Origin of the sequence: Halobacillus karajensis, assembly GCF_900108515.1 — a bacterium.
Lineage (GTDB): Bacteria > Bacillota > Bacilli > Bacillales > Halobacillaceae > Halobacillus > Halobacillus karajensis.
Genome location: NZ_FNWW01000017.1, coordinates 24,970 through 36,858, shown reverse-complemented (window position 1 = coordinate 36,858; position 11,889 = coordinate 24,970). Strand labels below are relative to the sequence as shown.

At 37.6% G+C, this 11,889-nt stretch carries 14 protein-coding genes; all 14 read left to right on the top strand.

The annotated features are described in order from the left end of the window. The coding region (locus BLW54_RS20875) for an HNH endonuclease (RefSeq protein WP_500683380.1) at window positions 1–336 on the top strand (336 nt) is incomplete at its 5' end. Beyond that, window positions 333–470 (top strand): hypothetical protein, encoded by a 138-nt coding sequence (locus tag BLW54_RS20835; RefSeq protein WP_167358843.1) that lies wholly within the window; start codon window positions 333–335, stop codon window positions 468–470. The genes BLW54_RS20875 and BLW54_RS20835, both read left to right, overlap by 4 nt. A gap of 56 nt (window positions 471–526) precedes the next feature. Continuing rightward, entirely contained in the window at window positions 527–922 is a 396-nt protein-coding gene (locus BLW54_RS19710) for a M23 family metallopeptidase (protein WP_244153557.1), read from the top strand. Between the two features lie 15 nt (window positions 923–937). Beyond that, window positions 938–1,516 carry a hypothetical protein gene (locus BLW54_RS19705; RefSeq protein ID WP_074736436.1) on the top strand — a complete coding sequence of 193 codons (579 nt, stop codon included), beginning with the start codon at window positions 938–940 and terminating at the stop codon, window positions 1,514–1,516. Continuing rightward, window positions 1,513–2,376, top strand: coding sequence for a hypothetical protein (locus tag BLW54_RS19700; protein WP_074736434.1), 864 nt, complete (start codon window positions 1,513–1,515; stop codon window positions 2,374–2,376). The genes BLW54_RS19705 and BLW54_RS19700 overlap by 4 nt, the downstream gene beginning before the upstream one ends. 252 nt (window positions 2,377–2,628) lie before the next feature. Next, window positions 2,629–2,886: a hypothetical protein gene (locus tag BLW54_RS19695; RefSeq protein WP_074736432.1), complete on the top strand. Its 258-nt coding sequence runs from the start codon at window positions 2,629–2,631 to the stop codon at window positions 2,884–2,886. After that, a complete protein-coding gene (gene mobP2, locus BLW54_RS19690) occupies window positions 2,883–3,374 on the top strand; it encodes a MobP2 family relaxase (RefSeq protein ID WP_244153556.1) in 492 nt (163 codons plus the stop codon). The genes BLW54_RS19695 and mobP2 overlap by 4 nt, the downstream gene beginning before the upstream one ends. A 696-nt stretch (window positions 3,375–4,070) precedes the next feature. Further along, the gene (gene ltrA / locus BLW54_RS19685) at window positions 4,071–5,873 is read left to right on the top strand and encodes a group II intron reverse transcriptase/maturase (RefSeq protein ID WP_074736430.1); all 1,803 of its coding nucleotides are present in this window, start codon (window positions 4,071–4,073) and stop codon (window positions 5,871–5,873) included. A 55-nt stretch (window positions 5,874–5,928) separates the two neighbouring features. Then, entirely contained in the window at window positions 5,929–6,672 is a 744-nt protein-coding gene (mobL, locus tag BLW54_RS19680) for a relaxase MobL (protein WP_439330206.1), read from the top strand. An 8-nt stretch (window positions 6,673–6,680) separates the two neighbouring features. After that, entirely contained in the window at window positions 6,681–7,109 is a 429-nt protein-coding gene (locus tag BLW54_RS19675; RefSeq protein ID WP_074736428.1) for a hypothetical protein, read from the top strand. A 38-nt stretch (window positions 7,110–7,147) separates the two neighbouring features. Then, window positions 7,148–7,429 carry a hypothetical protein gene (locus BLW54_RS19670; protein WP_074736425.1) on the top strand — a complete coding sequence of 94 codons (282 nt, stop codon included), beginning with the start codon at window positions 7,148–7,150 and terminating at the stop codon, window positions 7,427–7,429. Continuing rightward, window positions 7,416–8,909: an ImmA/IrrE family metallo-endopeptidase gene (locus tag BLW54_RS19665; protein WP_074736422.1), complete on the top strand. Its 1,494-nt coding sequence runs from the start codon at window positions 7,416–7,418 to the stop codon at window positions 8,907–8,909. The genes BLW54_RS19670 and BLW54_RS19665 overlap by 14 nt, the downstream gene beginning before the upstream one ends. 59 nt (window positions 8,910–8,968) lie before the next feature. Beyond that, window positions 8,969–9,907, top strand: a complete 939-nt coding sequence (locus tag BLW54_RS19660) for a toprim domain-containing protein (RefSeq protein WP_074736420.1) — start codon at window positions 8,969–8,971, stop codon at window positions 9,905–9,907. Window positions 9,908–10,084: 177 nt separating this feature from the next. After that, window positions 10,085–11,629, top strand: coding sequence for a sigma-70 family RNA polymerase sigma factor (locus BLW54_RS19655; protein ID WP_074736418.1), 1,545 nt, complete (start codon window positions 10,085–10,087; stop codon window positions 11,627–11,629). Window positions 11,630–11,889: the final 260 nt, after the last annotated feature.

The window sequence follows — 11,889 nt, the reverse complement described above, 5'->3', positions numbered from 1 at the left end:
GTTGAATATCAAACCAGCAAAGGTACTCAACACATGCACTTTATAAATAGAAGCTTTCCAAGAATAGCAGGTTTATCAAAAGAACAAGTAGATCTCGAACCTAATACGCAATACGTATTGAGTACAACGAAACTGTCTGATCGGATAAAGGCGGAGAAATGCGAGCTATGTAAAAGCGACGGTGTTACCATTCATATGCATCACGTAAAGAAATTAAAAAACCTCAGAGAAAAGTCGAAAAAGTCATATCTTGAACAACAAATGATAGCCAGGAATCGTAAGACAATTGCTTTGTGTAAGAATTGTCATACCAAAAGACATAAAGGCGAGATATGAAGCAGATGACAGATGGAGAGCCGGATACATGGAGACGTGTAAGTCCGGTTCGGAGAGGAGCATTAGGAAACCTATCGCAGCAATGTGATAAGGCGCTGGATGCTTACTCTACGGCTATGTTGAGGCCGTTTTAAGTTACCTTAAAGGCGGAGTTATTGAAGCAGATTTACAACCAACGGGAGATTGGGTGATGCCCATTGAAGGAGCATTTACACAAACATCTGATTACGGAATGCGCTCAGACCCCTTTGATGGAACACCGGACATGCATAGAGGTATCGATTTTGCTTGTACGAACGCCGTAACGCCTATACAAAGCGTAGATAACGGTCAAGTGGTTGAGGTGGTAAGAAAAAACTCTGGATATGGAAATAACGTTCTTGTGAAACATGAAGAGGGGCTTTATAGTCACTATGCTCATTTGTACACGATAAGTGTACAAAACGGGGAGATGATTCAAAAAGGAACAAAAGTGGGTAAGTGTGGTTCGACAGGAAACTCTACAGGTCCCCATTTACATTTCGAAGTTAGGACCAAAAGCCAATACCGTTCTGACGTAGATCCTGCCCCTTATCTTGGTCTTTAAGAAAGGAGAACATGGATGAATAGACGCTTTCTTTTTGGAATGTTTGTCGCTCTATTAGTTGTACTCACATCGGTTAATATATATGCTACACGCAAGGCATCGAATGACGATCTGCAGGAAGATTTGCACGAGTTGAAAGTGAAAAACGAAAAGATTATGGAAGAAAAAACTGAATTAGAGATGACGTTACAAAAACAGGAACCTGCTGACATTCAAGCGAGATATGAAGCTTTAGTGAAGCAGGTTTCTACGTTTATAGAGGTTGCTTTTAAACAGGATAAAGAGACCTATCAAGAAAGGAAAAAAGAAGCACACAAGGTGATGAGCAAAGATTTAGCTACAACCTTTTTTCCTACAGAGACCTATAAAGGAGACAGGAAAACGGAGGTGGATGAAGTAGCCATATTCATCAAAACAGGTGATCTCACAAACAATCAAGCTAGCGTATTAGTTAAGTTTAAACACACGCTCTATTCTTTGCAGAGCGATCAAAAACAGGTGTCTCCTGTGTTTCTCAGAATAAATGTTCATAGAGAAGAAGGGCACTGGATGATAACAGATTTTCAAGATGTAGAAGAGGAGGGCTATTCATGAAGAAACAAACGAAACACATCACGGAAGGAACCTCAAAAAAATACCTTATTGGATTAAGCGTCATGGCTATGGCGCTTCTTTTTTTCTTGTTTTCTGGTTTTATATTTGGTGATGAAGAGCAGCGTAAAGTTCAACAAACACCTGTCAATGAACCTCTGAACTTACAAGGATCAGGCGAACTGACCATAAAGGAATGGGTTTATAATCCAACGAAAAAGCTGATGGTTGTCACCATAAACATCAATAAATCAACAGCTTTATTAGATGAATCGTTGAGCTTTAAGGCTCAGGAAAAAGAGCATCCAAAACGCGATCTTCTAACGCACGTAGAGTACAGCGATGAAAGCAGATATGTCATTAGTATCCAACAGATAAGCCCTTCCTTTGATGTCATGGCCTTAAATGTTAATAAGGAGGAAAAACCCATGCTAATTACTGAAAAAACTGATCAAAATTCCTTGAAAGGAGGTGAGGAAAAGAAAGATTTGGCACGTATTTATACAGATCAACGTAAAGTGGAGATGGACAAACAATTAAACATTTTAACGGAGCAGGAATATGAAGTAGCTGCTGTATCTGAAGAGATCGAAGATGCGAAAGAAACAATGAAAGAGAAGAAGGAAAGTATTCAAACGATCAAGGAACGAATCAAAGAAATTGATCAGAAAACCGTTGAATTAGAGTCAGAGCTTCTTTACGAAACGGAGGAAGAGAAAAAGCAAACAGAGGCTAGAATTAATCACCTAGAAAATGAAAAAGATCAGATCAATCAAGAGGCAGCTGAACATGAACTAACTATCCAAACCATCGTTGAAAAAGTTGAGATGTTGGAAGAGAAACGGGAGATGATTTCGAACTGAAAAAGGGGTGTAGGTTGTAAAAAAGGTCAACACAGGGACCACACATATCCTGTGCAGGGACCACACATCAAGGTGAATACACGAATGAATATTCCTGTTTTAGCCTCACAGCGACCGCACATCTAGAGATTTTCTTGTTCCCTCGTTTTGCCCGGCTCTGCCGGGATTCACACGCCATGTGGGAACAAAAACCCCTTATGCTCTTCTCTTTATTTACTAGTATTAGTGTCTTTATCAAAAGGAGTGATTGTCATGGAAGTAAGAATTCGTTATATGGATCCGAAAACCGTTCAACGAATTGACGAACTTGCGGAAGAAAAAGGTTTAAGTCGGCAAGAGTTTTTACATGCTCAGTTGCAACAGTTGGCTGTCTTTCGAGAAGAGAACCACCGTGAACAAAGATTGCAGCAATTAGTCGATCGAAACATTCAAACGATGGCTCATTGTTATACAGCGATTCGAGAAATGAATGATCTCTTGCAAATAGAAGAACCAGGTGAAGAAGCATGAGTGAAATCGTAACGCCTGGAGTGGTTTTAAAAACAAAATTCGTGACAGCGAATAAGAAAGGATTTCAATATTATGTGCAATACGTGGACCGTGAAGAAGCGAAAGGAAAGGGGGATGCACATCAGTCCATGTTTAGTTTGTATAATCACTATATGGACGATCCGGATAAAACATCTGCTTTGTTTACTCAGCAATCGGATCGTTTATCGGTGGAAGGAAAGCAGGGGATTAAATCATTGTTTGAACAGGCTCAAAAGAAGAACAGTATCATGTGGCAGGACGTCATTACATTTGATAATGATTGGCTTCAAAAACGAGGTGTTTATGATCCAAAGACTCACACCTTGGATGAAGATGCTTTGAAGCAAGTAACACGGATATCAATGCAGTCGATGATGAAAAAAGAGGGGTTACAAGAGAGTGCTGTTTGGTCGGCAGCCATTCACTATAACACCGATAACAGTGCGACTTGTTTCTCTATAAATTGAAGCTTCCTTCGATGAAAAGAGATAGCCTTAATAGTAAAGGTGAAACTATCAATCTAAAGGATGGAATGATACTAACAAGTCTAGTAAAAACATCCTCGATAATACTCCTACATGCGTTACATCGGATAGGGTGTAAGGTGTGAAGCTAGGTGAAGTCGGGTGAAGGTTACCTAAGTCTATAATTTAAACAGATATGGTAACTGATAGCTCGGTCGGCTGAAAAGATACTCATGGTGAGAATGTATCAGTTGATACTGACGAACAACCGAATGTACGGGTCTAAACGGTGACTGATAATGGAAACATTCAGACTGCACAATCACGCAGGGTGGGATACCGAAAAGTAAAATTTGTTGTTATGAAATTCGCACGGTGGACAAAGGCATCGTAAATCCCGCAGGCCTAAAGGTTGCACCTAAAAGTATCATGGATAGCTAAGATTGATGGAACAAGGAAAGCCAAGCACGTTATATAAAAGAGACTATCCTTTCGACGGTTCTTATAAGGAAAATAGCATTTCGAAATGGATTTAGCTTGGTAAGAGTAAGGCCATGACCATTGAAACATCTGTAACGGATGTAGAGGAATAGGCCTAAGTTTATTACTTGTCAGAAACTGAATAATTTTCTAAGTGAATTGCAAGGGTCAGGTAAGATGTTGGGAGTGTCACTAACCCGAAAAGGGATGTGATCCAACGTGCAAACACGAATACGATATGCTGATTATTATAACCTCACAAACACATTTGATGATCTATATGAAAGAAGTAAAACAAATGAAAACTTCTCGCGATTGTATGACCTAATAATATCAAGAGAAAATATTCTTCTCGCATATAGAAACATCAAAAGGAATTCGGGAGCTAAAACTTCTGGAACGGATGGCAAAACGATATCCTACCTTCAAAACCTAGAAAATGAACAGATCGTTAGGATTGTAAGGGATAAACTAATTAGCTATAAACCGGATAAAGTAAAACGGAAGATGATACCAAAATCAAATGAAGAGTTCAGGCCTTTAGGTATACCAACTATCACGGATAGACTAATTCAACAATGTTTCAAACAGATCTTAGAACCTATCACAGAAGCACGTTTCTATAATCATAGTTACGGTTTTCGACCAATGAGAAATACTCACCATGCCCTGGCAAGAGTACAATATCTGATCAACAAAGGAAGACTACATTATGTTGTAGATATTGATATTAAAGGATTCTTCGATAATATTAATCATTCTAGATTAATGAAACAACTGTGGAATATTGGTGTTCGTGATAGAAAAGTTCTCGCTATCATAGGTAAGATGCTCAAGGCAGAAATTCAAGGAGAAGGTATTCCTACAAAAGGGACACCGCAAGGTGGTATATTATCTCCTCTTCTCGCAAATGTAGTCTTAAACGATCTCGATCACTGGATTGCGAAACAATGGGAGAAGTTTGAGCCTGACTTTAACTACCATAATACGAGTAATCGTAATGCTGCATTGAAAAAGACTAACTTAAAAGAAGGGTATATCGTCAGATATGCCGACGACTTTAAAATTCTTTGCCGAGATTATCAAACAGCAGTTAGATGGTTTCATGCAGTTAGACTTTATTTAAAGGACAGGTTTAAGCTCGAGATTTCCGAGGGGAAATCTAAGATTACCAATCTCCGTAAGAAAAAGTCAGACTTTCTTGGCTTTACTATAAAAGCCGAAAAGAAAGGGAAAAATGGTAGGCGAGTAGCACAGACAGGTATATCCGAAAAGAAGACAAAACAAATCAAACAACAAGCTAAAACAATTATAAAGGCAATCCAAAAAGACCCAACAACACAGAATGCGCTTAAATGGAATGGGTTTGTACTTGGAGTGCACAACTATTTCAAAAAGGCCACTCTTGTACATTTAGATTTTAATAGAATATATTATGACATCTCCCGAACTATGTATAACCGGCTCAAGCAGAAAGCACATTATGGTAAACCTATCGAAGCAACGTATTCTTTCAGGAAATTCTATAAGTCTGATCGCAAAACATTTAAAGTAGCTAAAACTTGGCTCTTTCCATTCACTGACGTACAAACAAGACACAACTATTGCTTTAAACAGGACATTACGCCATATACGTCATTTGGGAGAGAAGAAATCTGTAAAAGCCTCTCTAAAAATGTAATGAAAGAAATTAATAAGCTTATGAATTCAAACATTCCTGATAAATCCGTTGAGTATCTGGACAATCGTATCTCCCGATACAGTATGAAAAGTGGAAAATGTGAAGTTACAGGTGTATTCCTACCAGCAGAAGATGTTCATTGTCATCACTATAGACCAAAACATCTCGGTGGAGGTGAAGAATTTGCTAATCTTCGAATCATTCATAAAGATGTACATCGTCTTATACATTCCACAAATAAACAAACGATAGATCGTCTCAAGAGGTTAACCCAGATAGATGTGAAAATTGTGAGGAAAATTAACCAATACCGTAAGGTGTGTAACTTAGAAACTCTTTAGTAACAAGTAATAGATGGACCGCCGTGTGCGGTGAAAGCTGCATGCACGGTGCGGAGTGGGGGAAAAACTGGAGATAGTCTCAAAGGTTTACCTATCACTATTTCATATTCATGTGGCCACCGTCGAACCAAACCCGACTCGTGAACGTGGAAAGCGAAAACCAAAAACTCTAGACGCGATGAAAAGTGAAGTCGTGAATGGATTGTTAGATCGAACGCAAGAACGAAATCAAATTAACTCGTTAATCCGTGACCATATGGTGAATGAAAAGAAAGAGAATAGCAGCATGATATGGAGTAATAGAGAAATAAAACCACTGTTCCTCGACGTGTATAATCACTTGCCTAAGGATAAGCGACAGTGGCACTATGGCTATCAAACGCTGAATCCTATTCGACCGAAGATTGATGGACTAACGACAAGATATTTAGATAAGTATCATGGCAAAGATATGAAGCAGCTGCATGATAAGTTGGATCAAGAAGTGAACGAACTAAAACAAGCCTATGGGGATGGTCCTAAGGATAAGAAGAGATATCAACATTACAAACAAAACAAGTTGGATGATCTCTATAAACGAATGGGCAATGCTTTCTTACAAGAAATGAAACGGTACGATCGTCAGCAGTATTCTAGACAAACTACCAATACAAATGCCTCTTTTAAGTCCATGCCTTCAGGTATTCAATTGCAACGTTCCTTGAGAAGCATTCAACGTTCTATGGGGCAAACGTATGATCAGTTTATCAATGACTTGGATCATCAGAAGTTGGAAAGAAAAATCGAAAGAGAAGGGTAGGGATATATATGGGAAGGCGGCAAAATCTTACGCTTCATGAAGAAACGATAGCGTTAATTAAAGAGTATCAGGAACAGCATCATATTCGTTATCCTGGGGAGGCTTTAGATCGAATGATTGAGGAGTGGGAAACGCAAAAATCGAAGGACCACTCTCAGGAATATGTCATGAGTTTGATGGCACAACGTTTCCAAGAAGTGTTTTCTGAAGAGATGAAACGGTTGCGGTTAGCAGCCAACCGAAGCGATAAGAATACGCAGGTCCTTCTGGAATTAATGAACGGTTTTGCGATGGATCAAAACTTAGAAAGCTGTGTGACGACACCGATCTTTGAGAGCCAAGCGATGAAGGATGCGAAACAAGCGGTGGAAGAAAGAATCAGTCATCAGCGTCAAAAGAGAATCAGTGCAACAGAGACTCAACAAGCATCAAGCTAGATATTAATGAAGAATTATCCAATAAAGGAGTGGAAGAGATGCTTTTGTTTAATAGCAATTATGAAGTGGGTGTGTTTAAGCGTGTAAGTGAAAATAATGAGCTCGTGATGGCCGTGGGTCAGGAGGAATATACCTTAACGTTAAGTAATGAAGAAATGGAGGATCTGGAGCAGCATTTAGTGAATCAAGAGAACCTACTCATTCCTTTTCATAAGAAAACAAAGGAACTGATATTAAATACAGAACCCAATTACGATGAGGAAGAAATGGAAGAACTCATGAACATCAGTGAGGGAGCTGTGTATCGTGGCGACGACTAAACAATCCTATAAACAGAAATCCCCGGAAAAGGTCAAAGAGGAGATCAATCGACTGACAGAGGGGATGGAAAAAAGTATTTCTAAGCACTTTCTTTCACCCGAACAAATGAAAGAGTATCTAGACTTTATGGGGAAGTTCCATCGGTATTCTCCACGTAATACAGCACTCATTGATTCACAGTTTCCTGGAGCTGAAGCTGTAGGTTCCTACGCCTTCTGGAAAGACAAAGGGTTTTCTGTAAATAAAGGAGAGAAAAGTCTAAAGGTTCTCGTACCCAATCGGCTAGGTCAGCAGTTTCAAAATGAAGAGGGCGAATGGAAACCTTTGAAATATGCGACGAAAACAGAAAAGCAGCAAGTCAAAGACGGTCAACTCGACAAACGAGATGGCCGTCTTGTTTATTCTACCGGAAGTGTTTTTGATATAGCACAAACGTCTGCGACTCAAAAAGATCTACCTCAAATCTTTCCTAATAAATGGATCGATGGGGAGGTTAAAAACTACAGTCAGCTTCGAAAAGGGATGGAAGCTATAGCTGATAACAATAACATTCAAATTGTAGAGCCTTATGAAGAGTTAGGAGCAGCTAAAGGCGTCAGTTACACAGGAAGAGGTGAAGTCGCTCTTAATCCGCGTAACTCTGAGCGACAAGATACAAAGACTCTGTTGCATGAACTGACTCATGCCAAACTTCATACAAAGGAAAACATCAATGACTACACCAAACCGGAGAAAGAATTTCAGGCGGAAATGACAGCTTATACCGTTGCCTCTTATTTCGATATTGATACCAGTGACTACTCATTAGACTATTTGCATCACTGGACCAAAGATCATGAATTTAAAGACCATGAAAGCTTGTTACATGAAGTTCAATCAACAGCTAAAGAGTTTATTACAACCATTGAAGAATCTATGGACCAAGAAAAGAAAGGGGAGAAAGATATGAGTGTAAAAGAACAAAAACATGAAATGGAAGCGGAGAAACAAGAAAGAGAGATATTACCTTCAGAAAAGCTTCGGGAAATGTACAGAAGCCAAGTGGGCAAGGTTGAAAAAGATAGCGGGCCATTTGGTAAGGAAGAAAAGGTCAAAGAGGATTATTCCCATCAATGTTTCAAAGATGCTTATAAGAAGGAGCTTATGAACTTTATTGAACCAACAGTCGGAAAAGAATTGGATAAAGAAGAAAACAATGACCGGCAAGAACGTTTAAAGAAGATGCGTGCTTTTCAAGAGACACACAGTAAGGAAGAGGTGTACCAACTTAAGAAAGAATCTCTTCAAGAATTAAAAGAACTACCTTTGACGGATCGTGGAGAGCAGCGACTATCTCAAATCGAAAGTAAGCTGGATCGAGAGTTCCAGGAAGAGCGAGGGAAGGAAGGCTACAGTTCGGAAATGAAGAATGGAAAGGAGAGCAAGGAGGCTTTTCAGCAGAAGGAAAAGTCAAAAGAAAAAGTAGAGGTTGAACGATAGACAGGGAGTTTTCTCCCTGTCTTTTTTTATATCTAATTTTAGGAAGGAGGAAGTGCTGCATGGCCAAACATGTAAGCGCGGACCAAGTGGAGGTTGCTCGTAATGTGGATCTCATAGACTATCTGGAGCGTAAAGGGGAGCCATTGAAGAGGGAGGGAAAATACTATCGTCATCAAGTGCATGACAGCCTAGTGATTAAAGATCAAATGTATGCCTGGAACTCTAGAGACGAAAAAGGAGCTGGAGTCATTAACTTTGCCAAGATGTTTTATGGAATGAGCTTCCCGGAAGCTGTTCTCGATCTTAATGCACAAGGTTATAAAGTGAAAGACAACTTACAAGAGCAAAAGACTAAGGAGCCTTATCAATATCCTTCACATTATGAAGTGAACGATAGGACAAAAGCTAAAGATTATCTTACGAAAGAGCGGAAGATTCATCCTAAGATTGTGAACTGGCTTGATAATAAAGATTTAATAGCACAAGACAAGCTCGGGAATGTGGTGTTCAAATGGAAGCATCAGGGAGAGATTGTAGGAGTAGATCGCCAAGGGACCTCTCTAATGGAGGACGGGCGAATGTTTAAAGGCATTGATAGGAACAGCCATGGTTCGGCTGGGTTCTCAGTTGATATAGGTAAACCAAATTCCATTTATCTATTTGAAAGCCCGATTGATGCTCTTTCGTATTGGAGTATAAAGAAAGGAAAGTTGCAAGATACTCGCTTAGTTTCCATGTCTGGGCTTAAGCGTCAGACCATGATTGATGAAATTAAACGGATGGGGAAGGAAGGTAATAAGGTGAAACAGATTACTTTTTGTACGGATAATGATAAAGCTGGGAGGGATTTTTCTATCAAATATCATAGGTTAATGTCAGATAGACTATCCAAATTAGATTTGCCTCAATATAAAGATTGGAATAAGGAATTAGAAATACGAAATTTTGGAAACCCTTCAACTTACCATTTAAATTTAAAAGAGCAATTCACTCGGTAGTTCAGGGCTTAATTAGAAAGGTTTTTGCACATGCAAGGGCCTATAACAAGGTGAGAAATGCATTTTTCTAAAATGTTTGGAAAATAAAATAATTATATGGACGACAAATAGAGATATAATTATCTTAATCAAAAAAGGCAACTTAAACATTTAATTTTTCTAAGGGGAGAGGTTTTAATGTTGTTGGCTCAAAAAATAGAGAATTTAATGGTAAATAAAAATCCTAGTGATCAAAATCTGGAAAGAAATATTCAAATTGTACTTAATTATTTCGGTTTAGGCAAACGGTCATCTATTACCTTAGAGTCTATTGGGAAGAAATTTGGTATGACAAGACAAGCAATACAGCAAACTATTGATAATAAATTTCTTACTAAGGTTAGAGAAAGCGATTTGCAAGAGATCTATAAAATTAGGGATGTTTTGCATGCCCAGGATTATATGTTTTCAGAAGAATTTATTGAAGAGTTAGCTGGCCAAAAAATACTAGAAAAAGGTACAAATGTTAAGGGAGTTCTCAGACTTCTAAGAAAATTCAACACATGTAACGAATTTGATATTTACAATTTAGAAATAGAAAGGGCATCAAATAATTATATTGAAAATGCTTCACCTACACTAATATTAAACTTGTCTGAACGTGAAATATTAGATAGAAATTTGTTAATTGTTAAAAGTTTTTTGGGAAGGTCTGGGATTTGTGAATTGAATAATATATTTAAAATCAAAAATTTGGATCTGAGTTGTTACGCTATAATTAAAAAAATAATTTCTTCCCAACAAAATACATGGTTCTACAACAACAGTGATGAGTTTTGGTATATATATGAGGATAGAAGAGACAATGCCTTAATAAATATAATGAGAAAGTTAGTAAATGTGACAAATTCCGTTAACGTTGAAATTTTGAGTGAAGTAATGACCTCAGTTTTAAGAAAAAGATCAGGGCCAAATCAACCTAAGCCTCCAAATCAAGATGTTATCTTTCATTATCTAATAAATTCTAAATATATCAAAATGGAAGGTAAATATTGTATTCTAGATATAGACGTCCCTAAGAACTTAACACCTATCCAACAAGATATAGTTGAGTTATTTACCGATAATAAAAGTTGGAGGATATCAATTGAGAATCTTAAAAAATCATTAATGGAAAAAGGTCATACTATACACGTGATAAGAAGAGAAGTATATCATTCTCCTCTTATTTTTATAGATAAACATAGAGGTAGAGGGTCCTATTTTTTTATTTTTGTGAAATCGTTCGCAAAAGATATTAAGATAAATCAAAAAGTGAATAGTTATTCCAAAACAAGACGGTTGTTAGTAAGGCTACATGGACGTACAAACTATACGACTAAAACTAAAAAAAGAAGAGAACAATCGATTCTTAGGGCATGGTTACTAGGCGGTAAAGATACAGACTTCTGCGCATTGTGTAATAGAAAATTTACTATTCACTCACTTATTGCCGCACATAAGAAAAAAAGGAGTATTTGTAATGAAGAGGAAAGAACAGATCCACACATAGTTATGCCCCTTTGTAAATTCGGGTGTGATCATGTATATGAAGAGGGTCTTGTAAAAATAGATGAAGATGGAAATATTATTGAATCTAAATCTTATGAATTACAAAAAGTAGAAATTAATTATATTTCTAACCTTACTGGAAATAGATTAAATAAAAAGTGGTTATTAGGAGATATAACTTATTTTAAGTGAGTTTTGAGTTTAACTATCTTTTTAGCTGAAATAATAAATCCCCCTCATATGTAGTCTATAACAGGAATGAGGGGGAGCTTCTTGTTTCTAAACGAATGCACAAAATATTAATTATTATTCTAAGTGGCATTCTATATTTACTACAACCATTTTCTACACAACGTAAGAACGAATGTTCTTGTTACTGAAAAATATCTACTAATTAGTGTTATAATCAAAATGAAAAGAAGCATGAGTTCTGTCCGGAATACTTGAACGTT

What these genes read in the sequence shown, in the direction of transcription:
- BLW54_RS20835 (WP_167358843.1), top strand. Translation starts at nt 333, where the DNA reads ATGAAGCAGATGACAGATGGAGAGCCGGATACATGGAGACGTGTAAGT.
- BLW54_RS19710 (WP_244153557.1), top strand. Translation starts at nt 527, where the DNA reads ATGCCCATTGAAGGAGCATTTACACAAACATCTGATTACGGAATGCGC.
- BLW54_RS19705 (WP_074736436.1), top strand. Translation starts at nt 938, where the DNA reads ATGAATAGACGCTTTCTTTTTGGAATGTTTGTCGCTCTATTAGTTGTA.
- BLW54_RS19700 (WP_074736434.1), top strand. Translation starts at nt 1,513, where the DNA reads ATGAAGAAACAAACGAAACACATCACGGAAGGAACCTCAAAAAAATAC.
- BLW54_RS19695 (WP_074736432.1), top strand. Translation starts at nt 2,629, where the DNA reads ATGGAAGTAAGAATTCGTTATATGGATCCGAAAACCGTTCAACGAATT.
- mobP2 (WP_244153556.1), top strand. Translation starts at nt 2,883, where the DNA reads ATGAGTGAAATCGTAACGCCTGGAGTGGTTTTAAAAACAAAATTCGTG.
- BLW54_RS19675 (WP_074736428.1), top strand. Translation starts at nt 6,681, where the DNA reads ATGGGAAGGCGGCAAAATCTTACGCTTCATGAAGAAACGATAGCGTTA.
- BLW54_RS19670 (WP_074736425.1), top strand. Translation starts at nt 7,148, where the DNA reads ATGCTTTTGTTTAATAGCAATTATGAAGTGGGTGTGTTTAAGCGTGTA.
- BLW54_RS19660 (WP_074736420.1), top strand. Translation starts at nt 8,969, where the DNA reads ATGGCCAAACATGTAAGCGCGGACCAAGTGGAGGTTGCTCGTAATGTG.
- BLW54_RS19655 (WP_074736418.1), top strand. Translation starts at nt 10,085, where the DNA reads ATGTTGTTGGCTCAAAAAATAGAGAATTTAATGGTAAATAAAAATCCT.